This is a genomic window from Streptomyces sp. NPDC043867 (genome assembly GCF_056435845.1).
In genome coordinates this window covers 132,382-155,240 of record NZ_JBWKDS010000018.1, presented here as the reverse complement: position 1 = coordinate 155,240, position 22,859 = coordinate 132,382, and the positions used below count along the sequence as shown (strand labels likewise).

23 protein-coding genes are annotated in these 22,859 nt (G+C 72.9%); 11 read left to right on the top strand and 12 right to left on the bottom strand.

Annotated elements, in window-relative coordinates:
• Positions 1-9: 9 nt before the first annotated feature.
• A complete protein-coding gene (locus AC069T_RS19790; RefSeq protein WP_478783980.1) occupies positions 10-1,023 on the bottom strand; it encodes an LLM class F420-dependent oxidoreductase in 1,014 nt (337 codons plus the stop codon).
• Complete coding sequence (locus tag AC069T_RS19785) at positions 1,023-2,189, bottom strand: CaiB/BaiF CoA transferase family protein (protein ID WP_478783979.1); 1,167 nt, start codon at positions 2,187-2,189, stop codon at positions 1,023-1,025. Before AC069T_RS19785 ends, AC069T_RS19790 begins: the two co-directional genes overlap by 1 nt.
• 194 nt (positions 2,190-2,383) lie before the next feature.
• Here AC069T_RS19785 and AC069T_RS19780 point away from each other — a divergent pair, with 194 nt between their 5' ends.
• Entirely contained in the window at positions 2,384-3,562 is a 1,179-nt protein-coding gene (locus AC069T_RS19780; protein ID WP_478783978.1) for a saccharopine dehydrogenase family protein, read from the top strand.
• Between the two features lie 16 nt (positions 3,563-3,578).
• Here the strand turns inward: AC069T_RS19780 and mmpA are convergent, their stop codons facing one another.
• The 4 genes from mmpA to AC069T_RS19760 all read right to left on the bottom strand — a co-directional run bounded on the left by mmpA (position 3,579) and on the right by AC069T_RS19760 (position 6,266).
• Complete coding sequence (gene mmpA, locus AC069T_RS19775; RefSeq protein ID WP_478783977.1) at positions 3,579-3,734, bottom strand: morphogenic membrane protein MmpA; 156 nt, start codon at positions 3,732-3,734, stop codon at positions 3,579-3,581.
• 129 nt (positions 3,735-3,863) lie between these two features.
• Positions 3,864-4,556, bottom strand: coding sequence for an endonuclease V (locus AC069T_RS19770; RefSeq protein WP_478783976.1), 693 nt, complete (start codon positions 4,554-4,556; stop codon positions 3,864-3,866).
• 181 nt (positions 4,557-4,737) lie between these two features.
• A complete protein-coding gene (locus AC069T_RS19765; RefSeq protein ID WP_478783975.1) occupies positions 4,738-5,061 on the bottom strand; it encodes a plasmid stabilization protein in 324 nt (107 codons plus the stop codon).
• 110 nt (positions 5,062-5,171) lie between these two features.
• The gene (locus AC069T_RS19760) at positions 5,172-6,266 is read right to left on the bottom strand and encodes a WD40/YVTN/BNR-like repeat-containing protein (RefSeq protein WP_478783974.1); all 1,095 of its coding nucleotides are present in this window, start codon (positions 6,264-6,266) and stop codon (positions 5,172-5,174) included.
• Between the two features lie 279 nt (positions 6,267-6,545).
• On the opposite strand from AC069T_RS19760, the gene ssgD reads away from it, so the two are divergent.
• Positions 6,546-6,962 (top strand): spore wall synthesis regulator SsgD, encoded by a 417-nt coding sequence (gene ssgD / locus AC069T_RS19755; RefSeq protein ID WP_476754921.1) that lies wholly within the window; start codon positions 6,546-6,548, stop codon positions 6,960-6,962.
• Between the two features lie 263 nt (positions 6,963-7,225).
• On the opposite strand, the gene AC069T_RS19750 is transcribed toward ssgD, so the two are convergent.
• Complete coding sequence (locus AC069T_RS19750) at positions 7,226-8,062, bottom strand: isocitrate lyase/PEP mutase family protein (protein WP_478783973.1); 837 nt, start codon at positions 8,060-8,062, stop codon at positions 7,226-7,228.
• A 153-nt stretch (positions 8,063-8,215) separates the two neighbouring features.
• Positions 8,216-8,896: a GOLPH3/VPS74 family protein gene (locus AC069T_RS19745; RefSeq protein WP_478783972.1), complete on the bottom strand. Its 681-nt coding sequence runs from the start codon at positions 8,894-8,896 to the stop codon at positions 8,216-8,218.
• A gap of 354 nt (positions 8,897-9,250) precedes the next feature.
• On the opposite strand from AC069T_RS19745, the gene AC069T_RS19740 reads away from it, so the two are divergent.
• The 3 genes from AC069T_RS19740 to AC069T_RS19730 all read left to right on the top strand — a co-directional run bounded on the left by AC069T_RS19740 (position 9,251) and on the right by AC069T_RS19730 (position 12,959).
• A complete protein-coding gene (locus AC069T_RS19740; protein ID WP_478783971.1) occupies positions 9,251-10,885 on the top strand; it encodes an ABC-F family ATP-binding cassette domain-containing protein in 1,635 nt (544 codons plus the stop codon).
• Positions 10,886-11,016: 131 nt separating this feature from the next.
• On the top strand, positions 11,017-11,793 hold the full coding sequence (gene ddaH, locus AC069T_RS19735; RefSeq protein ID WP_478783970.1) for a dimethylargininase: 777 nt from the start codon (positions 11,017-11,019) through the stop codon (positions 11,791-11,793).
• Between the two features lie 188 nt (positions 11,794-11,981).
• Positions 11,982-12,959: an acyl-ACP desaturase gene (locus tag AC069T_RS19730; RefSeq protein ID WP_478783969.1), complete on the top strand. Its 978-nt coding sequence runs from the start codon at positions 11,982-11,984 to the stop codon at positions 12,957-12,959.
• 156 nt (positions 12,960-13,115) lie between these two features.
• On the opposite strand, the gene AC069T_RS19725 is transcribed toward AC069T_RS19730, so the two are convergent.
• Positions 13,116-13,361 (bottom strand): WhiB family transcriptional regulator, encoded by a 246-nt coding sequence (locus AC069T_RS19725; RefSeq protein ID WP_478783968.1) that lies wholly within the window; start codon positions 13,359-13,361, stop codon positions 13,116-13,118.
• A 257-nt stretch (positions 13,362-13,618) separates the two neighbouring features.
• Between AC069T_RS19725 and AC069T_RS19720 the strand changes: the two genes are divergently transcribed.
• Positions 13,619-14,413: a VOC family protein gene (locus AC069T_RS19720; protein ID WP_478783967.1), complete on the top strand. Its 795-nt coding sequence runs from the start codon at positions 13,619-13,621 to the stop codon at positions 14,411-14,413.
• Positions 14,414-14,843: 430 nt separating this feature from the next.
• Here AC069T_RS19720 and AC069T_RS19715 read toward each other — a convergent pair whose 3' ends face one another.
• Together AC069T_RS19715 and ligD are read right to left on the bottom strand one after the other, a co-directional pair.
• The gene (locus AC069T_RS19715; RefSeq protein ID WP_478783966.1) at positions 14,844-15,893 is read right to left on the bottom strand and encodes a LacI family DNA-binding transcriptional regulator; all 1,050 of its coding nucleotides are present in this window, start codon (positions 15,891-15,893) and stop codon (positions 14,844-14,846) included.
• A 309-nt stretch (positions 15,894-16,202) separates the two neighbouring features.
• Positions 16,203-17,219 (bottom strand): non-homologous end-joining DNA ligase, encoded by a 1,017-nt coding sequence (ligD, locus tag AC069T_RS19710; RefSeq protein ID WP_478783965.1) that lies wholly within the window; start codon positions 17,217-17,219, stop codon positions 16,203-16,205.
• A gap of 74 nt (positions 17,220-17,293) precedes the next feature.
• On the opposite strand from ligD, the gene AC069T_RS19705 reads away from it, so the two are divergent.
• Together AC069T_RS19705 and AC069T_RS19700 are read left to right on the top strand one after the other, a co-directional pair.
• Positions 17,294-18,364 carry an ATP-dependent DNA ligase gene (locus AC069T_RS19705; protein ID WP_478783964.1) on the top strand — a complete coding sequence of 357 codons (1,071 nt, stop codon included), beginning with the start codon at positions 17,294-17,296 and terminating at the stop codon, positions 18,362-18,364.
• Between the two features lie 150 nt (positions 18,365-18,514).
• Positions 18,515-19,492 carry a DUF3048 domain-containing protein gene (locus AC069T_RS19700; RefSeq protein WP_478783963.1) on the top strand — a complete coding sequence of 326 codons (978 nt, stop codon included), beginning with the start codon at positions 18,515-18,517 and terminating at the stop codon, positions 19,490-19,492.
• A 25-nt stretch (positions 19,493-19,517) separates the two neighbouring features.
• Here the strand turns inward: AC069T_RS19700 and AC069T_RS19695 are convergent, their stop codons facing one another.
• The gene (locus AC069T_RS19695; protein ID WP_478783962.1) at positions 19,518-19,985 is read right to left on the bottom strand and encodes a MarR family winged helix-turn-helix transcriptional regulator; all 468 of its coding nucleotides are present in this window, start codon (positions 19,983-19,985) and stop codon (positions 19,518-19,520) included.
• Positions 19,986-20,229: 244 nt separating this feature from the next.
• Between AC069T_RS19695 and AC069T_RS19690 the strand changes: the two genes are divergently transcribed.
• The 3 genes from AC069T_RS19690 to AC069T_RS19680 are packed head-to-tail and all read left to right on the top strand — an operon-like array spanning position 20,230 to position 22,855.
• Positions 20,230-21,012 (top strand): CoA transferase subunit A, encoded by a 783-nt coding sequence (locus tag AC069T_RS19690; protein WP_478783961.1) that lies wholly within the window; start codon positions 20,230-20,232, stop codon positions 21,010-21,012.
• On the top strand, positions 21,012-21,656 hold the full coding sequence (locus AC069T_RS19685) for a CoA transferase subunit B (protein WP_478783994.1): 645 nt from the start codon (positions 21,012-21,014) through the stop codon (positions 21,654-21,656). Before AC069T_RS19690 ends, AC069T_RS19685 begins: the two co-directional genes overlap by 1 nt.
• Positions 21,653-22,855, top strand: coding sequence for a thiolase family protein (locus AC069T_RS19680; RefSeq protein ID WP_478783960.1), 1,203 nt, complete (start codon positions 21,653-21,655; stop codon positions 22,853-22,855). The genes AC069T_RS19685 and AC069T_RS19680 overlap by 4 nt, the downstream gene beginning before the upstream one ends.
• Positions 22,856-22,859: the final 4 nt, after the last annotated feature.

Below are 22,859 nucleotides of genomic sequence, written 5' to 3'. Positions count from 1 at the left end.
CCAAGCCCCCTAGAGCCAGTTCTTGACGGTCTCGACCAGCTTCGCCGGGTCCTCGCCGACGGGTGTCACGTTCAGCATCGTGACGCCGGCCTCGCGGAAGGCCTCGACCCGCTCGCGGACGTAACTCTGCGGTCCGCAGAGCGACATGAGCTCGCAGAACTCGTCCGGTACGGCCGCCTCGGCTTCCCGCTTCTTCCCGGAGAGGTACAGCTCCTGGATGAGGGCGGCCTCCCGCTCGTAGCCGTAGGCCACGGCGAGGTCGTTGTAGAAGTTCTTGCCGGGCGCGCCCATCCCGCCGACATAGAGGGCGATCCTGGGACGCGCGAGGTCGCGCAGCGCCGACGCGTCCTCCCCGATGGCGAGCGGTCCGCCGGCGGCGATCTGCAACGGACCGAGGGACGGGTCCCGGCGTGCGGCGCCCTCCGCGAGGGGCGTGCCCCACACCTGGTGCGCCTTCTCCGGGATGAAGAGGGTGGGCAGCCAGCCGTCGGCGATCTCGGCGGTCATGCGCACGTTGGCGGGGCCCAGGGAGGCCACGTACAGGGGCACTTCGGGGCGCACGGGCCTGGTGAGGATCTTCAGGGGCTTGCCGAGGCCGCCGGGGCGGGGCATGTCCGTGATGCCGTGGTGGTCGATGGTCTCGCGGCGCAGGATGCGGCGGGTCAGTTCGACGGCCTCGCGGGTACGGCCGAGGGGCTTGTCGTACGCCTTTCCGTGCCAGCCCTCGACGACCTGCGGGCCGGAGGCGCCGAGGCCGATGAGCGCGCGGCCGCCGGAGACCGCGTCGAGTCCCGCGGCGGTCTGGGCGATGAGGGCGGGCGTGCGGGAGTAGACGTTCAGGATCGCGGCGCCGATCTTGAGGCGCTCGGTGCGGGCGGCCAGGTAGCCCATGACCGTGGGCGAGTCGAAGCCGTAGGCCTCGGCGACCCAGACGGCGTCCAGTCCGGCGGATTCGAGGGCGGCCACGTCGTCGGCGGCCTGCCGGGGGTCGCCCGCGTAGTCGAGCGGGAGGGAGAGCTCCATCAGGTGCGGTCCTTGCTGTCGCGGCGCGGCATGTCGCCGTCCTCCATCAGGTGGGGCAGGTCCCAGTCGCGCGCCACCTCGGCGGTGTCGGCGCCGGGCCGGGCGGGCCCGCGGCGCACGGAGGTGGGGGTGGCGGAGAAGCGGGGGGCGGGGGCGGGCTGGGTGATGCCGCCGTGGTCGGTGAAGGTGCCGCGGGCGGCGAGGTGCGGGTGGGCGGGGGCCTCGCGCAGCGACAGGACCGGCGCCACGCACGCGTCGGACCCTTCGAAGACCGCGGTCCACTCGTCCCTGGTACGGGTCCTGAAGCGGGCCGCGACCGCCGCGCGCAGGTCGCCCCAGCGCGCCGGGTCCGTGCGGACGGGGGCGTCGGCCGGGATGCCGAGCAGTTCCACGAACTCGTCGTAGAACCGCTCCTCCAGAGCGCCGACGGCCATGTACCGCCCGTCGGCCGTCTCGTACGTCCCGTAGAAGGGAGCGCCCCCGTCGAGCAGGTTGGCGCCGCGCCGGTCCTGCCAGCGGCCGGCGGCCAGCATGCCGTGGATCATCGCGGACAGGTGCGCGGTGCCGTCGACGACGGCCGCGTCCACGACCTGGCCGCTGCCGCTCTCGCGCGCGTGGTGCAGGGCGGCGAGGATGCCGACGACGAGATAGAGCGAGCCGCCCGCGTAGTCCCCGAGGAGGTTGGCGGGGACCACCGGCGCTCCCTCCGGGCTGCCGATCATGCCCAGGGTGCCGGTCAGGGCGATGTAGGCGATGTCGTGCCCGGCGCGCGGGGCGAGCGGTCCTTCCTGGCCCCAGCCGGTCATGCGTCCGTAGACGAGCCTGCGGTTGCGGGCGTGGCAGCTGTCGGGGCCCACGCCCAGCCGTTCGGCGACGCCGGGGCGGTAGCCCTCGATGAGCACGTCGGCGCGCTCCACCAGGTCGAGGACGCGGTCCGGCCCGTCCTCGGCCTTCAGGTCCACGACCACGGAGCGCTTGTTCCGGTTGGTGAGGTCGTACGCGGGGTCGATCGCGAGGCCCGTACCGTGCGGCCGGTCGACGCGGACGACATCGGCCCCGAGGTCGGCGAGGAGCATCCCGGCGAACGGGCCGGGCCCGATGCCCGCCAGCTCGACCACGCGCACCCCGGCGAGCGGACCGTGCCCTGCCGTTCCTGCCGCTGCCATCCGGGCTCCCAGCACTGTGACACCACCGATGTGACATCGGCGATGTTAAAGAACGCGTTCCACTTCGGACAAGACCTGAGCGAGCAAGCGCTTAGTCAAATTCCGGCCGTTGTGGGCCCGCGTCGTTCGGCCCACCGCACCTCACGCTAGCCTCAGCCACCGGGAACGGCGCGGGACCTGCGACGAAAGGTGTCATGACCATGCAGGACAGGGCGGATCGGGCGTACGACATCGTGCTCTTCGGAGCGACCGGCTTCGTCGGCGCGCTCACCGCGGAGTACCTCGCCGCGCACGCGCCCGACGGGCTGCGGTGGGCGATCGCTGGGCGCAGCACGGAGAAACTCGAGCGGCTGCGGAAGCGGCTGGCGGGCACCTCGGAGATCGGGGTGCTGCGGGCCGACGTGTCCGACCCGGCGTCGCTGCGCGAACTCGCCCGCAATGCCCGCGTGGTCGCCACGACGGTCGGCCCGTACCTCACCTACGGCGAGGAACTGGTGGCCGCCTGCGCGGACGCCGGCACCGACTACGTCGATCTCACCGGTGAACCGGAGTTCGTGGACCTGATGTACGTCCGGTACGACGCGCGCGCCCGGGAGACCGGGGCGCGGCTCGTGCACGCCTGCGGTTTCGACTCGGTCCCGCACGACCTGGGCGCCTACTTCACGGTGCGACAGCTTCCCGAGGGCGTGCCGCTGACCGTCGACGGGTTCGTCCGCGCCCAGGGGATGTTCTCCGGCGGCACGTTCGCCTCGGCGCTCAACCAGTTCGCGCGCGGCCGGCAGGTGCTGGCCGCGGCGCGGGACCGCGGGCGGCACGAGCCGCGCCTGGTGGGACGGCGGGCGTACGCGCCGCCGGGCGCACCGCGGTTCGCCAAGGAGGTCGGGGCTTGGGCGCTCCCGCTGCCCACGATCGACCCCCAGGTGGTCCAGCGCTCCGCACGGGCCGTGGAACGGTACGGGCCCGACTTCCGCTACCGGCACTACGCGGCCGTCGAGCACCTGCCGGTCGCCGTGGGCGGGGTCGCCGCGGTGAGCGCACTCTTCGCGGCGGCCCAACTGCCGCCCGCCCGGCGCTGGCTGTCGGGTCGCGTCAGGCCCGGCGAGGGGCCGAGCGAGGCCAGGCGCGCGAAGAGCTGGTTCTCGGTGCGGTTCGTCGGTGAGGGTGGCGGGCGCCGGGTCTTCACGGAGGTCGCGGGCGGCGACCCGGGCTACGGCGAGACCGCGAAGATCCTCGCCGAGGGGGCGCTGTCCCTCGCGTTCGACGAACTCCCGAAGACCGCCGGGCAGGTCACGACGGTGACGGCCATGGGTGACGCCCTGACGGAACGCCTCCGCCGGGCGGGGATCGTCTTCCGGGTGGCGGCCACCAGGTGACCGCGTGGCACCGGGCCTACAGCGGCCATCCCAGGACCGTGTAGAGCATGCCGCCGATCCAGCCCAGTCCGGCGATCACGGCGAGGACGAGGGCGACGGTCATGGCGCGCTCGGCGGGCCGGGCGGGGTGGACCGGGGGGACGGGGGCTCTGTGGGACCGGTGCGTCGTCATGGGGCACAGCCTGCCGACGCCAGCGCGGCCACCGCATCCGTACAGCTACTCAGAACACGTACTCAAGGACCGGGCCGGGAGTGGACACCCGCAGGCGCACTCGGCGGGCGGCGGCGACGGGCCGGCGGGTCAGCCCGTCGCCTTCTTCAGTGCACGCCGGCACAGGGCGTCCGCCGCGCGGGTCGACTCCGGGAGCCGGTACTCCGGCGTGAGCGCGAGCGTGTGCGCGCACGCGGTGTCCAGGCCGACCCGGTGGCCGACGGAGACGAACACCGGCTTCGTGCCGTCCCGGGTGCGCAGGGCGCGGCCCACCTCCTCCTCGTCCGCGAGCAGCGGGGACGCGCGGCCGCGCCGGGGGCCCGGCTCCTCGTAGGAGAACGTGAACGGGTTCTTGGCGACGCCGATGGTGGGCAGCCCGGTGAGGACGCCGAGGTGACTGGCGAGACCGAAGCGGCGCGGGTGGGCGAGTCCGTAGCCGTCGCAGACGACGAGGCCGGGGGCGCAGGGCAGGGCGTCGAGCGCGGCCAGGACCGCCGGGATCTCGCGGAAGGCGAGCAGACCGGGCACGTACGGGAAGGAGACCTGTCCGACGGCGGTGGCCTCCGCGACGACGTCGAGGGTCGCCGCGTCCAGTACGACGGCCGCGGCCACGACGAGGTCCCGCTCGTCGTCGTACGCCACGTCGACGCCGGTCACATGGCCGTTCCCGGGCTGCGGTCCCGGCTCGTCGAGCACCACCCGCGCCCGCAACTCGTCCTGCGCGGCGCGCGCCTGCGCTTCGGTGGTGGGCCAGCCCGCCGGAATTCCTACGGTCGTCGTCATGGTGGTGACGAGGGTACGGCGCCGCCGGGACCGCGTTCCCCGGCCGGGGTCGTCACCCCGGTACGGGCGCCGCTCGCGTACCGCACGGGAGGTCCCTGCGACCGCGTCATCGTCCTCGCCGTCGCGGGGGACCGTGCCCGGGTGCGGCGGGTCGCGCGCGCGAACCCGGCGGAGGGTGCCGTTACTTGTCGAGTGCGCGCTGCAGCTGCTGTTTGTTCATGTCCGAGCGGCCGTGGATGTTGCGCCGCTTGGCCTCCTCGTACAGCTGGTCGTAGGTCAGGCCCTGGGCGCCCTGGTGCGAGCGTCGGCCGCCGCGCTCGCCGGACGACATGTCCTTCGTGGACGTGCGGCTCGCGGTCTTCGACTCGCCGGAGCGGGCGCGTTCCTTGTTGACGGTGCGCGCGGCGATCTCCTCGGCGCGGTCCTCGCTCTCGCCGCGGTCCCGGGCGCTCTCCTTGATGTGCTCGTACTGGCGTTCCCGCTTGGGACTGGAGCCACGGGGCATGCCGGCTCACTTCCTTTCGTCGTGGGACGGGTGCCGCCCTCGCCGACGGGGCGGGTACCCCGGGTGCCCACGCACACACGGCCGCTGCCCTGCCGCACGGCGAGCGGGGATCAGCCCTCCAGCCGTGCCACGCGGCCCTTCTCGCCCGAGGCCCAGCAGCCCCGGTCCGGTGCGCAGTCCACGGTGTCGTACGAGCCCGCGTCGACCGTGCGCCAGGTGCGGCCGCCGTCCGTGGTCAGGTCGGTGCCCGTGGGACCGACCGCGAGCGCGGCGGAGCGGCTGTGCGGGAGCCAGGTGACTCCGGAGCGGTAGGCGGGCGGGGGCTGGGCGGCGGGTGTCCAGGTGCGCCCGGCGTCGCGGGTGACCGCCGCCGAACGCGGTGACGGCTGGTCGGCGCGGTAGTCGCCGCCGACGGCGAGACCGTGGGTGCGGTCGCGGAAGGCGAGGGCGAAGACGCCGCGCGCGGGGTCGCCGGCCGGGACCGGGCTGTCCGCGGCCGTCCAGGTCAGCCCGCGGTCGGCGGAGTGCAGCACGCGCGCGCGTGCGGCCCCGCCGGTGGCCAGCCACACGTCACGCGGGCCCGAGGCCACCAGGCACTGTCCGCCGGCCGCGAACCCGGCCTCACCCTCCAGCGCCGGGGGCATTCCCGCGCTGGGCAGCACCTTCCAGGAGCGACCGCCGTCGGCGGTCGACAGGATGCGGAACTTTCCGTCCACGGGGTCACTCATCGCCAGACCGTGGCGGCGGTCGAAGAACGTGACGCAGTCGTAGAAGGCCTTGGCGTCGGTGTTGCGGAAGGACTCGGTCCAGGTCGCGCCCCCGTCGTCGGTGCGCAGCACCCGGGACGCCTCGCCCTCGCCGATCGCCAGGACCACGGCGCGGCGCGCGTCGAACGCCTCGACGTCACGCAGTTCCAGCCCGGCCGCGCCGGGCGGCGAGACGTTCCGCCAGTGCGCGCCGCCGTCGGTGGTGCGCAGCACGGTGCCCTTGGATCCGGCCACCCAGGCGGTGTCCCGGCCCACGGCGGACAGCCCGCGGAAGCGCACGTCCGTGCCGCTGTCCTTGAGGGCCCAGCCCGGCTGGGGGCCGCTTCCCTGCGCCTGTCGCGCCGGGGCCTGCCGTGCCTGCGCCGGTGCCGCCAGCGCGGCGGCGAGCGCCGCCGCGCAGAGTCCCACGGTGACCGTCCGGCTCGTGCGTCGCGTCATTCCCAAGCGCCTCATGGCGGGCGAAGCTAGCCCACTCCCCCGGTGCCGTCCAGATGGCGTCCGGCGGAACCCCGGGACCGCGTCCGGGTGTCCTCCAGGATGTCCGAGGCCGACAGGGTGAGAAATGGATCACCTTACGGAACGTCCGCCCCTCCGAATGAACTCGGTGACAGAGGTCACTTGGGTTTCAGGTGCACGGATTGGCTCATTCCATCGTCTCCTCAAGTGCCAGATCTCGTCCGTCCGGAGTCCGTCCAGCCGTCACAAGGGAGCAAGGCGTTGTCCACCGTCATCGAGCAGCCCGTAGAGGCCCGTCTCGTCGCCGCCGCGCCGCGGATGCCGAGCATTCCCGCCACGCTCCACTACGACCGGCGCGACCCCTTCGCCGTCCGGATGACCTTCCCGGCCCCGGCCACGCTCGAAGGCGTGGAGGTGTGCTGGACCTTCGCCCGCGAACTGCTCGTGTCCGGCCTCGAGGGCCCGGAGGGGCACGGCGACGTACGGGTGCGGCCGTACGGGTACGACCGCACCGTGCTGGAGTTCCACGCCCCGGAGGGCACCGCCGTGGTGCACGTCCGTTCGGGCGAGGTGCGCGGCTTCCTGGAGCGTACGACGGAGCTGGTGCCCTTCGGCCTCGAACACCTCCAGCTCGACCTGGACCACGATCTGGCGGAGCTGATACGGGACGCGTGCTGAGCGTCCGTGGAGGCGGCCCGCTCCACCCGTGACCTTCCGGGCCGGGCCTGGCATCGACCGACGGTCGGGTTCCGCTCCTAGGGCCTGTCGTTTGGATCATGCCGGCGTCGCGGGGTCTGGCACGCACATCTGCGGCGTTGTCGTCGGTCGCCGACGCTCCGCGTCGACTCCCTCCTCCGCCTTGCAGCTGCACGCGCCAGACCCCGCTCGGGTCGGTCAGGACGAACCGTCGGTCACAGCCAGCCTGATCCAAACGACAGGCCCTAGCGGCCGGTGCCGAGCAGGCCGTTCAGCTCGCCGTAGTCGAGGCCGTCGGCCAGCGCGCCGTACGTTCCCTCGTCCAGCAGCTCCCGCGCCGCCCGGCGGACCAGGGCGTGCGCCGCCTGCGCGAGGCCCGAGCCGGCGCTGATCCGGGCGACACCGAGCGCGGCCAGCTCGGGGACGGTGGACGGTGTCCCGTGGCCGACCATCACGTTCAGCGGAGCGTCGATGCCGTCGGCGAGCGCCCTAACGACGCCCGGATCCGCGGCTCCGGGGACGAAGACGCCGTCGGCACCGGCGGCGACGAAGGCGGCGGCCCGCTCCAGGGTCTCCCCGACCGACCCGCCACCCCTGAGAAACGTGTCGATGCGGGCGTTGACGAACAGGGGCACTCCGGCCGCGTCGGCCGCCGCGCGGGCCGCGGTGATGCGCTCGGCCTGCTCCTCGACGGGACGCAGCACCCCACTGCCGTCGTGCAGCGCGTCCTCGATGTTCACGCCCACGGCTCCGGCGGCGAGCACCGCCCCGACGGTGTCCCGCACCCCCTCGGCGTCCGGCGCGTAACCGCTCTCGATGTCCGCGGTGACCGGGATCCGGACCCGGGCGGCGATCCGCTCGACGGCGGCGAGTGCCTGCTCCCGGTCGAGCCGGTCACCGTCGGCAGCGCCCAGCTCCCAGGCGATCCCCGCGCTCGTGGTCGCCAGCGCGGCGGCGCCGGCCTCCTCGATGAGCAGGGCGCTCACCGTGTCCCAGGCGTTGGGCAGGACGAGCGGGCGGCCCGGGACGTGCAGGGCGCGGAAGGCGACGGCGGATTCGCGGAGGGGACTGGGATCGGTCATGGGGCGAGCCAACCACCGGGCCCGAGGCCTGGCTGGCGGAAATCCGGCATGTACGTGCGAGAGGGCGGGCCTGGAGTGGACCGGCGCCCGTCAACCGACGTAGCCGGCGTACGTCCACTGCGGGGCACGTCGGCCGGCGCGCGGCGCCGTCGGTCAGCTTCCCGCTCCCGCCCCCGCGGTCGACGCGGCCGTGACCGCGACGATCATCGCCGTCCGCACCTCCTGGATGACCTTCTTCAGGGCGGGCGCCGCCGCGCCGCTGCGCTCGGTGAGTTCGTCGATGCGGGCCTTGTGCTGCCTGCGGTCCTTGCCCGACACGAACGTGCGCAGCTCGGCCGCCGCGGCCAGCGCGACGAGGGCCGCGTCCCGGTCGGAGATCTCGGCGACGGGCCGGGGTCCCTCCAGCACCTGCCGCGCCTCCTCGCGCAGGGCCGTCACGACCGGCACCCGCGCGAGCTCGTACTCCACGGACGGGAAGAGTCCGAGCACCCGCTTCTTCCTCGCCAGCAGATACCCCTCGGCGGCGAGCTGCGCGCGCAGGGCGTCCAGGGTGACCCGGGCCCGCAGCGTCACCCACGTCTTCCACTTGCGCGGACGGGACTCCTCGACGAGTTCCAGCAGGCCGTCGAGGACGAGGTCACCGGTGCGGCGGTCCGTGTCGGCGGGGCAGGCGATGCCGTCCACGTCGGTGAGGATTCCACGCTGGGCCAGCTCCGTGAGGGCGCTGGCCCGGACCAGGTGATGGAGGTGGGTCGCGCCGCTGACCTTGAGTTTCGTGATGTCCCAGGCCAGCAGGTAGAGCCGGGCGGGCAGCGAGAGCGAGCCGTCGGGCACGGAGTCTCCTTCACGTGGTCGGGGGCGGAGCCCACCGGAGGCGGTGGGGCCCGGCGACGCGTCGGCCAGGCCCGGCGGGCCCCTCGTTATTCCGTTGACAGTCCCTGGGGCCCTTCCTACGGTGGAGGGGTCCTGTTGTCGTCGAATGGAGAAGGACGTTGCTCGTCTGAGGTCCTGAGACACCGCGTCACTCGCAGCCGGCCTGTCCGGCTCCCGGGTGCGCAGCGTGCGACCTCGGCAGCTGAGCCGTCCTTCCGGCACGGGCCCTTCTTCTCCCGCCCCCTCCCGGACTGTCGTCACCTCGCGGTGTCCCGAACGCGTTCCCCCGACCGCACCAGGCAACCGCGAGGTTTCATGTCCACCTTCCCCACGTCCGTCACCTGTACCGCCCTGTCCTTCGCCTGGCCCGACGGCACCACCGTGTTCGACGACCTCCAGGCCGCCTTCGGCCCGGGCAGGACCGGGCTCGTCGGTGCCAACGGCACGGGCAAATCCACCCTGCTGAGGCTGATCGCGGGTGACCTCACCCCTGCCGACGGCACCGTCCGCGTCGCGGGCGAGGTCGGCTACCTCCCGCAGAACGTCACGCTCGACACCACGCTGCGCGTCGACGAGGCGCTCGGCATCGCGTCGGTCCGCGCCGCGCTGCACGCCATCGAAGCCGGCGACGTGGCCGAGGAGCATTTCACGGCCGTCGGCGACGACTGGGACGTCGAGGAGCGGGCCGAGGCGATGCTCGGCGAACTCGGGCTCGGCCACATCGGCCTGGACCGCACCGCCGGCGAGCTGTCGGGCGGCGAGTCGGTCCTGCTGCGGCTGGCCGCGCTGCTGCTGCGACGCCCCGGCGTCCTGCTGCTCGACGAACCGACGAACAACCTCGACCTGTACGCACGCCGCCGGCTGTACGCGGCCGTCGAGGCCTGGTCCGGCGTCATGGTGGTGGTCAGCCACGACCGTGAACTCCTCGACCTGGTCGACCAGATCGCGGAGCTCCACTGCGGGGAGGTCTCCTGGTACGGCGGCAACTTCTCCGCGTACGAGGAGGCACTCGCCGTCGAACAGGAGGCGGCGGAGCGCATGATGCGCGTCGCCGAGTCCGACCTGCGCAAACAGAAGCGTGAACTGGCCGACGCCCAGGTCAAGCTGGCCCGCCGCAAGCGGTACGGGCAGAAGATGTACGAGCAGAAGCGCGAGCCGAAGATCGTCATGGGCGCGCGCAAGCGGGCGGCGCAGGAGTCCGCCGGCAAGCACCGCATCATGCACGAGGAGAGACTCGCCGAGGCCAGGGAACGCCTCGACGAGGCGGCGACGGCCGTGCGGGACGACGACGAGATCCGCGTCGACCTGCCGCACACGGCCGTGCCTCCGGGCCGCACGGTTCTCGTCCTGGAGAACCTGGAGCTGAGGTACGGCGCCCGGGTGGACGGCACGTTCGAACTGCGGGGGCCGGAGCGGGTCGCGCTGACCGGGCGCAACGGCGCGGGCAAGACGACGCTGCTGCGCACGATCGCCGGGGAGCTGGCGCCGGTGTCCGGCGAGGCGCGCGCCCAGGTGCCGATGCGTTTCCTGCCGCAGCGGCTCGACGTTCTCGACGACCGGCTGACGGTCGCCGAGAACGTGGCCCGCTTCGCGCCCGGCGCCACGAACAACCGGATCCGGGCACGGCTGGCCCGCTTCCTGTTCAGGGGCGCGCGGGCCGACCAGCGCGCGGACACGCTGTCCGGCGGCGAACGCTTCCGGGCCGCGCTCGCCGCCCTGATGCTGGCGGAGCCCGCGCCCCAGCTCCTGCTGCTCGACGAGCCCACGAACAATCTCGACATGGCGAGCGTCCGGCAGCTCACCGCGGCCCTGGAGTCGTACGAGGGGGCACTGGTCGTGGCCTCCCACGACGTGCCGTTCCTCGAGTCCATCGGCATCACGCGCTGGCTGCTGCTGGAAGGGGGCGAACTCACCGAGACCACGGCGGAGGCGGTCGGCGGCCCCGCCTAGGCCCTGCTCCTCTGCACCTGCCGGGTGTCCCGGGGCCCCTCACGACCGCGCGTGCGGTGGTGGGGGGCTTCTGTCCGCGCGGACCACCCTGCATGATGGCGCCAGACCCCTGCCGATTCGGAGACCCGCACGTGCCCAGCAAGAAGGCCCTCGTCCGCCGCCCCGGCCCTCGCCTCGCGGAGGGGCTGGTCACCCACATCGGCCGCACGGCGGTCGACGTCGGCCTGGCCGTCGAGCAGTGGGAGGCGTACACGGAGGCGCTGCGCACGCACGGCTGGGACACCGTGGAGGTGGACCGCGCCGACGGCTTCCCCGACGCGGTGTTCGTCGAGGACACCGTGGTCGTCTTCCGCAACGTCGCGCTGATCACCCGCCCCGGGGCGGAGTCCCGGCGCGGGGAGACCGCCGGCGTGGAGGAGGCCGTGGCCCGCCTCGGCTGCTCGGTGAACCGGATCCGGGAGCCCGGCACCCTCGAAGGCGGAGACGTCCTCAAGGTCGGCGACACGCTCTACGTCGGGCGGGGCGGGCGGACCGACGCGGCGGGCGTCCGGCAACTGCGCGCCGTCTTCGAGCCGCTGGGGGCCCGTGTCGTCACCGTTCCCGTGACCAGGGTGCTGCATCTGAAGTCGGCGGTCACCGCGCTGCCCGACGGGACGGTCCTCGGCCACCTCCCGCAGGTCGACGCGCCGTCGCTGTTCCCCCGCTTCCTGCCGGTGCCGGAGGAGTCCGGGGCCCACGTGGTCCTGCTCGGCGGCGGGAAGCTGCTGATGGCGGCGAGCGCGCCGAGGACCGCCGAGCTGCTCGCGGACCTCGGGCACGAGCCGGTGGTCGTCGACATCAGCGAGTTCGAGAAGCTGGAGGGCTGTGTGACGTGCCTCTCGGTGCGACTGCGGGAGCTGTACGTCTGAACCGGCCGAAAGCCGCCCGTGCACCCCGCCCGCCTGCCCGTCCGTGCGTGATCATGCCCACAATGGGAACCCGCTGAACTGCGCCCCTTACGGCGTTCTTAACCTACGGTCTCGTAACCTACGGGTACGTAGCCTACGATGCCGTAGGTTATCCCCGCTCTTCGCTCGTACGTCCCCCTGGAGTTCTTGTGACGACCACCACTCCCTCTCTCGGCAGCCCGTCCACCGTCTGGACCGACGCTCGACTGCTGTACGCCCTGGAGGAAGTGGTCGAGACGGAACTCAACCGCCACCTCAAGGTGGCGAAGGACTGGATGCCCCACGAGTACGTGCCGTGGAGCGACGGCCGCAACTTCCCCGGTCAGTTCGAGGACGGCGAGGCCTGGGACAAGGAGCAGTCCAAGGTCACCGAGATCGGCCGGATCGCGCTCGTCGTGAACCTGCTGACCGAGGACAACCTCCCCAGCTACCACCACGAGATCGCCTCCCTCTTCGGACGTGACGGCGCGTGGGGCACCTGGGTGCACCGCTGGACCGCGGAGGAGGGCCGGCACGGCATCGTGATGCGCGACTACCTGCTGGCGTCGCGCGCCGTGGACCCGGACCAGCTGGAAGCCTTCCGGATGTCCCACATGAGCGAGGGCTTCGAGTCGGACAACCGCCACTCGATGCTCCACTCGGTGGCGTACGTCGCGTTCCAGGAGCTGGCCACCCGCATCTCCCACCGCAACACCGGCCACCAGTCGGGCGACCCAGTCTGCGACCGCATGCTGGCGCGCATCGCGACCGACGAGAACCTGCACATGGTCTTCTACCGGAACCTGCTGAAGGCCGCCTTCGAGCTCGCCCCCGACCTGACCATGCAGGCCGTCCGCGACGTCGTCGTCAACTTCCGGATGCCCGGTCACGGCATGCCGGGCTTCGAGCGCGCCGCCGCCCAGATGGCCATCGGCGAGGTCTACAACATGCGCATCCACCACGACGACGTGCTCCAGCCGGTGCTGCGCCACCTCAGGGTCCTGGAGATCGACGGTCTCGGCCCGGAGGGTGTGCGCGCCCAGGAGGAGCTCGGTCTCTACATGCGCGGCCTGGACTCGGAGGCCTCGAAGTTCGACGAGAAGCTCGCGGCCCGCAAGGCGCGGATGCTGGCGCGCGCGGCCGGCTGACACCCCCGGAGGCCGCGCTCCCCGCAGCCGGCGTCCACCACCAGCTCCACCTCAACCTCCACCTCAACCGACGGGGTCCGGACACCGGGCCCCGTTCGGCATGCCGAGGGCGGCCACTCCCGCGGCCGGCTCCCGGTCACTCCCGGTCACTCCCGGTCACTCCCGGGCGCGCCGGAGGCTGAGCCGCTCCTTCTCGGAGAGTCCGCCCCAGACTCCGAAGCGCTCGTCGTTGTTCAGCGCGTAGTCGAGACAGGCGGAGCGCATCTCGCACATGCCGCAGATGCGCTTCGCCTCCCGCACCGAGCTGCCCGGCTCGGGAAAGAAGAAGTCCGCCCCGGTCTGCGCGCAGAGCGCCTGCTCCCGCCATGCCGTGCGGGGCTCGATGATCGTGTCGATGTGCATGACGAGATCGTGCCGCGCGGTGAAAAACGTTTCATCAACGCCGGATCAACGCCTGTTCCGGAGCCCGGCAAATCGACGGCTCGTTCCGGAGCCCGGCGGATCGACGGCTCCTGCCGGGGCCCGAGGGACCCCTGATGATGGCCCGGTCCGGCACACCGGCGCACGGCGGCGCGCGGAGGCGTCCCGGCAGCGGTTGTCAGTGGGCGGTGCAAGACTCGGCAGTGCAGGCAACGGGATCCCGCAGAGGAGGGCACATCATGCTCACCACCCGTTTTGTCGACGGCGCTCCGAACTGGCTCGATGTCGGCACGCCCGACATCGACGGTGCCACGTCCTTCTACGGAGGCCTCTTCGGCTGGCAGTTCCTGTCGGCGGGTCCGGAGGCCGGCGGCTACGGCTTCTTCCAGCTGGACGGCAGGACCGCCGCCGGCGGTATGCAGACCACTCCCGAGCAGGGCCCGCCGTCGTGGACGGTGTACTTCCGGAGTCCCGACGCACAGGCCACCGCCCAGGCGGTCGAGCGGGCGGGCGGCGCCGTTCTCATGCAGCCCATGGACGTGATGGGCGAGGGTCGCATGGCCATCCTCGCGGACAAGGCGGGGGTGCCCTTCGGCATCTGGCAGCCGGCCCGGCTCGACGGACTGGACGTGGCGGGAGACCCCGGCTCGCTGTGCTGGATCGAGCTCTACACCCAGGACGTCCCCGCGGCGGCCGCGTTCTACCACTCCGCCTTCGGCTGGAACACGTCGGCGGTGTCCTTCCCCGGCGGCACCTACACCTGCGTCAACCCGGCCGACACCGAGGAGGACGCCATGTTCGGCGGCGTCGTCCCGCTGGCCGACGATCCGACGGAGGCCGGGTCCGGCGCGTACTGGCTGCCGTACTTCGAGGTCACGGACACGGATGCGGTCGTCGCCAGGGCTCAGGAGCTGGGCGGCGAGGTCCGCACGCCCGCCACGGACATGGCGGGCGTGGGCCGCATGGCGAAGCTCGCCGATCCGTACGGGGCCCGCTTCGCGGTGATCAAGAGCGCGACACCGCAGCAGGGCTGAGTCCGGGACGGCGTGGCGCCCTCCGGGTAGGCGGCGCCGTCGAGACGGGCGACGTCGCGGGCCAACTGCCGGGTCTCGGCGGCGGCGTGGGCTGGCGTGGCGCCGCGGGGGCCGGCGTCGCAGCCCAATTGCCGAGTGTCGGCGGCATCGTGGGCTGGCGCAGCGCCGCGGGGGCCGGCGTCGCGGGCCAACTGCCGGGCGGGGACGGCGTCGCGGCCCGCGGCCGGACGCCGGGTGCCGGGTGCCGGGTGCCGGGTGCCGGGTGCCGGGTGCCGGGTGCCGGCGGAACGAGGCCGACATCGGATGCAGGCGACGTCGCGTGCCAACTACCGGGAGCCGACGGCGTCCCGGGCCAACTGCCAGGTGGGGACGGTGTCCCGGAACCAACTGCCAGGTGGGGACGGTGTCCCGGGCCGACCCCGCGTGCCGTCTACGCGGAGGACCTGCGTACCAGCGTCGTCGGCAGGACCACGCTCGACGCCGCGCCCTCCGGATCCCTGGCGCCGTCGCGGTCCAGGTTCCGCAGCAGCATCCGTGCCATCAGCCGGCCCATCTCCTCTATGTCCTGACGGACCGTCGTCAGCGGCGGGTCCGTCTGTTCGGCGACGGGCGCCATGTCGTCGAAACCGATCACGGCGACGTCCTCGGGCACGCGGCGCCCCCGTTCCCGCAGGACCCGCAACGCACCCGACGCAGTCAGGTCGTTGGCGGCGAACACCGCGTCCAGGTCGGGGCGGCGCTCCAGCAGTTCCCGCATCGCACGCTCGCCGCCGCCGGACGTGAAGTCGCCCTCCGCGACCAGCCGGGGATCGGTGTCGACCCGGCCGTCCCGGAACCCGTCGAGCCGGTCCACCGCCGAGGTCTGGTCGAGGAGGCCGGTGATGTGCGCGATCCGGGTCCGCCCCAGCGCCACCAGGTGACGTACGGCCTGCCGTGCCCCGCCCCGGTTGTCGCTGTCTACGTAGAGGGGGGACGCCGAGCCGGGCGTCCCGTCGCCCCAGCCGGGCCGCCCGCCGAAGACGGTCGGCACGCCGGCGCCGAGGATCAGCTCGGGCAGCGGGTCGTCGAGGTGCAGCGAGAAGACGAGCGCGCCGTCGACATGGCCTCCGGCGAGATAGCGGCCGACGCGTGTGTGGTCGTCGCGTCCCTCCGTGAGCAGCAGGACGAGCTGCGTGTCGTGTGCCGTCAGTTCCTTGCTGATACCGCGGAGCTGGAGCCCGAAGAAGGGGTCGGCGAAGACGCGGGTCTCCGGTTCGGCGATGACCACGGCGACGGCGTCGTGGCGCCGGGTGACGAGGCTGCGGGCGGCCTGGTTGGGCACGTAGCCGAGTTCCTCGACGGCCCGTCTGACCCGCTCGACCAGCGGTTCGCGCACGCCGTCACCGCCGTTGACGACGCGCGACACGGTGGCCCGGGAGACCCCGGCCCGGGCGGCCACGGCCTCCAGTGTGGGGCGCGACTCTGTCGTCGGCTCGGTCACCTCAGGGCTCCTCCTCGGCGGTTGCCGATCAGGATAGCCTCGCCGCCCCGACGCCGGGCCTGCCCCGGCCCGCACCGCCACCCGGTCCGCACGGGCGTGAGAACCGCCCCGGGCGGACCCGCGCTAGGGCCTGTCGTTTGGATCAGGCTGGCTGTGACCGACGGTTCGTCCTGACCGGCCCGAGCGGGGTCTGGCGCGTGCAGCTGCAAGGCGGAGGAGGGAGTCGACGCGGGGCGTCGGCGACCGACGACAACGCCGCAGATGTGCGTGCCAGACCCCGCGACGCCGGCATGATCCAAACGACAGGCCCTAGCCGTCCGTGTGCTTGGCGCGGCTCGGCTGCACGCGCTTCGGCTCGCCGGGCATCTTCGGGTACTCGGGGGGATACGGCAGATCGCCGAGGCCGTGGTCGTGTTCGTCCCGGCTGGCGAGTTCGAGCAGGGCCTCCAGGGAGAAGGCGTGGTCGTCCATGTCGGCGTGCACGTCGCCGAGTTCGGCGAAGCGTCCCGGCATGGTCGCCAGATCGAAGTCGCGCGGCACGGCCGTGCCCACCTCGTCCCACCGCAGCGGCGCGGACACGGGGGCGTGCGGGCGGGGGCGTACGGAGTAGGCGGAGGCGATCGTGCGGTCCCGTGCGGTCTGGTTGTAGTCGACGAAGATCTTCTCGCCGCGCTGCTCCTTCCACCAGGCCGTGGTCACCTGCTCGGGCATGCGGCGTTCCAGTTCGCGCCCGGCGGCGATGGCGGCCCGGCGCACCTGGGTGAAGGTCCAGCGCGGCTCGATCGGCACGAAGACGTGCAGGCCCCGGCCGCCGGACGTCTTGGGCCAGCCGCGCAGGCCGCCGTACTCGTGGAGCACCTCGCGCAGCTCGTGGGCGGCGCGCACGGCGTCGGCGTAGTCCGTGCCGGGCTGCGGGTCGAGGTCGAGCCGGAGTTCGTCGGGGTGGTCGACGTCACCGCCGCGCACCGGCCAGGGATGGAAGGTGAGCGTGCCGAACTGTGCGGCCCACAGGACCGCGCCGACCTCGGTGGGGCACATCTCGTCGGCGGTGCGGCCGCTGGGGAAGGCGATGTGCGCGGTCGGGATCCAGTCGGGCATGTTCTTGGGGGCGCGCTTCTGGAAGAACGACTCGCCGGTCACACCGTCGGGGTAGCGCTCCAGGGTGGTGGGGCGGTCGCGCAGCGCGCGGAGGATGCCGTCGCCGACGGCGAGGTAGTAGCGCGCGAGGTCCAGCTTCGTGAAGCCGCGCTCGGGAAAGAAGATCTTGTCGGGGCTGGACAGGCGTACCGTCCTGCCCGCCGCCTCGAGTTCCACCGCATCGCCCATGCGAGCCACGGTAGGCCTGGCGTACATACCTCGCACACCGGGCGAACCGGTGGGGTTGCCCGCAGAATCGGAGCATGGACCTGCCGGTGATGCCCCCCGTGAAGCCGATGCTCGCCAAGTCCGTGGCGACGATTCCGCCGGGCATGCAGTACGAGGCGAAGTGGGACGGGTTCCGGGCCATCGTGTTCCGCGACGGTGCCGAGATCGAGCTCGGCAGCCGCACCGGCAAGCCGCTGACCAGGTACTTCCCCGAGCTGGCGGCGGCGTTGCGGGAGCGGTTGCCGACGCGCTGCGTGGTGGACGGCGAGATCGTGATCGCCAGGGGCGGGCGCCTCGACTTCGACGCGCTGACGGAGCGGATCCACCCGGCGGACTCGCGGGTGCGGATGCTGGCCGAGCGGACCCCGGCCTCCCTGGTGGTCTTCGACCTGCTGGCGCTGGCGGACGAGTCACTGCTCGGCGTGCCGCTCACGGACCGGCGCACCCTCCTGACGACAGCGCTGTCCGGAGTCGGCGCCCCGGTCCACGTCGCCCCGGCGACGACGGACATCGAGGTCGCCCGGCAGTGGTTCGAGCAGTACGAGGGGGCCGGTCTCGACGGGGTGATCGCCAAGCCGCCGACGGTCACCTACCGGCAGGACGAGCGCGCCATGTTCAAGATCAAGCACGAGCGCACGGCGGACGTCGTGGTCGCGGGCTACCGCCTCCACAAGAGCGGGCCCGTCGTGGGCTCACTGCTGCTGGGGCTGTACGACGACCGGGGCGCGCTCCAGCACGTGGGCGTGTCCGCCGCCTTCCCGATGAAGCGCCGGGCGGAGCTGGTGGAGGAACTGGAGCCGCTGCGGATGCCGGACGTCGGCGCGCACCCCTGGGCGGCCTGGGCAGACGAGGCGGCGCACGAATCCGCGCGCCTTCCCGGAGCGCCGAGCCGGTGGTCGTCGAAGAAGGACCTCTCCTGGGTGCCGCTGCGGCCCGAGCGGGTGGCGGAGGTGGCGTACGACCACATGGAGAACGGCGCGCGGTTCCGGCACACGGCGCGCTTCCGCCGCTGGCGCCCGGACCGTACGGCGGAGAGCTGCACCTACGGCCAGCTGGAGGAGCCGGTGACCTACGACCTCTCGGAGATCCTCGGCCCGGACGCCTGAGGGGCGCGGCCCTTCGGGGCCCGCGCCCCGCTGTCGTCCGCTGGGCCGTTCGGCCCACCCGGCGCGCACATGCGGAAGAGATCGGGTATGGCCACCGATGAACGTATAAGCGCACAATCGACAGCACAGGACATGGTGGCCACGGTGGGCATGGGACAGAGGACACGGATGCGGCGCGGCATGACGACGGCGGCGCTGGTGGCCGCCGCGGTGACGGGTTCCCTGCTGGCGGGCTGCACCGCCGGCGGCGGCCCGCCCGACGACGGGCGCGGGCGGCACGAGAAGCCGGCCCCCACCGAGGCCACCGAGGGGCCACACGACCCGGTGCTCGCGGTGAAGATCGACAACGCGGGCGACGCGCGGCCGCAGACGGGCCTGAACGCCGCGGACGTGGTGTACGCGGAGCAGGTCGAGGGCGGGCTGAGCCGGCTGATGGCCGTGTACGCGACCGAGCTGCCCGAGGTCGTGGGTCCGGTGCGCAGTGCCCGCGAATCGGATCTGGAGCTGCTGCGCCAGTTCGACGAACCGACGCTCGCCTTCTCCGGCGCGCAGCACAAGCTGCTGCCGCTGATCGACAAGGCGCCGCTGCGCGCGGTCCGCCCGGAGGAGAACTCCGCCGCCTACTTCCGCGGCACCGACAAGGCGGCGCCCCACAACCTCTACCTGCGCCCGCGGAAGCTGATGGGCTCGGCGCCGGGCGCGGACGCCCTGACGACGGGTTTCCGCTACGGCGCGGCACCGGCGGGCGGCAGCCCGCAGGACAAGCGCACCGTCCGCTTCCCGGCGGCCCGCTTCACCTTCACCTGGTCCGCGGAGCGGGGGCGCTGGCTGGTGACCACGGACGGCAGGCCGACCGTGACGGCGGACGGCGCCCCGGTGGCGCCCGCGACCGTGGTCGTGCAGCACGTGCCCGTGCGGACGTCCCGGTTCCACGACGTCCTGGGGAACAACACGCCGTACACGCAGACCGTCGGGTCGGGCAAGGCCGAAGTGCTGCGCGACGGGCAGGTGTTCGACGTCGACTGGCACCGGCGTTCGGCGGCGGACGGCACGCGGTTCACGACGGCGGACGGCACGCGGATGAACTTCGCGAAGGGCCAGGTCTGGGTGGTGTTCGCCCAGCAGTGAGGTGCGCCGCCCGGGGCAGGGCCGGTCAGGCCTTGTTCGCGGCGAGGGGCTCCGCCGGGTTGCGGAGTCCCTCGGCGGCGTCCGCGACCCGCCGGATGAGGTCGAAGAACCGGGTCTGCTCCTCGGCGGAGAGCGGGTTGAGGAAGACCTGGTTCATCCGGGCCGTGCGCACGGTCAGCTTGCGGTGGGTGCGCAGGCCGTCGTCCGTGAGGCGGAGCAGGAAGCGGCGGCCGTCCTGCGGGTCGCGCACCTTGTCCAGAAGACCGCGGCGGCCGAGCCGGCTGATGACCTCGGCGATGGTGGACCGGTCGAGCCCCACCCGCTCCCCCACCGTGCGCTGGTCGAGGCCCGGCTCCGCGACGAGCGCGTTCAGGACCGCGAACTGCGGCGAGGTGATCTCCTCGGAGACCATCGTGTTCCACAGCAGGTAGTGCGCCTGCTGCAACCGCCGGGCGAGGTGCCCGGGATGGGTGGAGAGGTCCACCGCGGCCATGTGCGCTCCTCGGTCCGCGTACCCGCGGGCTTCCGCGACGTACGAGAGTCATTTTCGTTGGTGCACTGAACGATACCTGTCCTCGCCCTGGCTGTCCGTGTCGCGTCGCGACGCATATCTCCGGGTCCACCCGGTGTCTTGACTGCTCGGGGATCCGATGGCAGCGTGTGGGACACCTCGCACAGATAATCAGTGCCCTGACTAATTGCGGCGCTGGATGCTCGGGAGAGATGGGGCTTCACGGATGGACAAGGTGGTCGCCACGGCCCTGGAGACGGTGGCCGATGTGCCGGACGGCGCGACCCTGGCGGTCGGCGGTTTCGGCCTGAGCGGGGTGCCGGCGGTACTGATCGAGGCGCTGTACGAGCGCGGCGTGTCCGGCCTGGGCGTGGTGTCCAACAACTGCGGCGCGATGGAGTCCGGGCTCGCGGTCCTGCTCGCGGCGGGCCGGATCGCCCGCGTCACCGGCTCGTACATCGGCGCGAACAAGGAGTTCGCCCGGCAGTACCTGTCCGGCGAGCTGGAGGTCGAGATGATCCCGCAGGGGACGCTCGCCGAGCGGCTGCGGGCCGGCGGCGCCGGGATCCCCGCCTTCTACACCCCGGCCGGGGTGGGCACACAGGTCGCGGACGGCGGGCTGCCCTGGCGCTACGACGGCTCCGGCGGCGTCGCGCTGGCCTCGCCGCCCAAGGAGGTACGGGAGTTCGACGGCACGGAGTACGTGCTGGAGCACGGCATCCGCACCGACTTCGCGCTGGTCAGGGCCGCGAAGGGCGACCGGCACGGCAACCTCGTCTTCAACAGGTCGGCGCGGAACTTCAACCCCCTGGCCGCGATGGCCGGGCGGGTGACCATCGCCGAGGTGGAGGAGCTGGTGGAGCCGGGCGCGATCGACCCGGACGCCGTCCACCTCCCCGGCGTCTTCGTCCAGCGCGTCATCGCCCTCACGCCCGAGCAGGCGGGCGCCAAGCTGATCGAGAAGCGGACGGTCTCGGCCCCCGCGACCGGCACAACGGTGGGTGAATGATGGCCTGGACCAGGGAGGAGATGGCCGCCCGGGCGGCCCGCGAGCTGCGGGACGGCCAGTACGTGAACCTGGGCATCGGCCTGCCCACGCTGATCCCCAACCACCTCCCGCCCGGCGTGGAGGTGATCCTGGAGTCGGAGAACGGCATCCTGGGCACCGGGCCCTACCCCACCGAGGAGCAGGTCGACCCGGACCTGATCAACGCGGGCAAGGAGACCGTCACGGTCCTGCCCGGCGCCTCCTACTTCGACTCCGCGCTCTCCTTCGGGATGATCCGGGGCGGGCACATCGACGTCGCCGTGCTCGGCGCCATGCAGGTCTCCGCCCACGGTGACCTGGCCAACTGGGCGGTCCCCGGCAAGCTGATCACCGGCATCGGCGGGGCGATGGACCTGGTGCACGGCGCCCGCACGGTCATCGTCGTGATGACCCACACCGCCAAGGACGGTTCCCCCAAGATCCTTCAGGAGTGCGCGCTGCCGCTGACCGGCAGGCGGTGCGTCGACCGTGTCATCACCGACCTCGGCGTCCTGGACGTCACCGAGGACGGCCTGGTGCTGGTGGAGAGCGCGCCGGGCGTCACCGCCGAGGACATCGCCGCCAGAACCGCCGCCGAGGTGCGCCTGCCCGAGGAGAGCTCATGAGGGACGTCTACATCGTCGACGCGGTCCGCACACCGGTCGGCAGGTACAACGGGTCACTGGCCGGCGTCCGGCCGGACGACCTGGCCGCCCACGCCATCCGCGAACTCCTGGCCCGGACACCCGACCTGGACCCCTCGCGGATCGAGGACGTGTACTTCGGCAACGCGAACGGCGCGGGTGAGGAGAACCGCAACGTCGGCCGCATGGCCGCCCTGCTCGCCGGACTTCCCACCTCCGTGCCCGGCGTCACCGTCAACCGGCTGTGCGCCTCCGGCCTCGAAGCCGTCATCCAGGCCGCCCGCGCCATCGCGCTCGGTGACGCCTCCGTCGCCCTGGCCGGCGGCGTCGAGTCGATGACCCGCGCCCCCTACGTGCTGCCCAAGAACGACAAGCCCTTCCCGGCCGCCCACACCGAGCTGTACTCCACCACGCTGGGCTGGCGCATGGTCAACCCGCGGATGGAACCGCAGTGGACCGTCCCGCTGGGCGAGTCGGCCGAACTCATCGCCGAGAAGCACGGCATCACGCGTGAACGGCAGGACGAGTTCGCCCTGAACAGTCACCGCAAGGCCGCCGCAGCGCAGGCCGCGGGCCTGTTCGACACCGAGATCGTGCCCGTGCCGGTCCCCCGCCGCAAGGGCGACCCGGTCGCCTTCACCGCGGACGAGTCCGTCCGCACGGACGCCTCCCTGGAGGCTATGGCCAGGCTGAAGCCGTCGTTCCGCACGGAGAACGGGACCGTGACGGCCGGCAACGCCTCCCCGCTCAACGACGGTGCCGCCGCCCTGCTCCTGGCCGACGAGGAAGGCCTGAAGGCCACCGGCCGCGAACCCCTCGCACGGGTGAGCGCCTCCGGCGTCTCCGCAATCGACCCGCACTACTTCGGACTCGCCCCCGTCGAGGCCGTCCACCGCGCGCTCGCCAAGGCGGGCAGGGGGTTCGGCGACCTGTCGACACTGGAGCTGAACGAGGCCTTCGCCGCGCAGGTACTCGGCTGCCTCGCCGAGTGGCCCGAGTGCGACCCGGCGGTCCTCAACCCGCGGGGCGGCGCGATCGCGCTCGGCCACCCGCTCGGCGCGTCCGGCGCCCGCCTCGCGGGCACCGTCGCCCACCAGCTCGCGGCCGCCGGCTCCGGCGTCGGCGTCGCCGCCCTCTGCATCGGCGTGGGCCAGGGCCTCGCCCTCGTCCTCGAACGATAGGAAG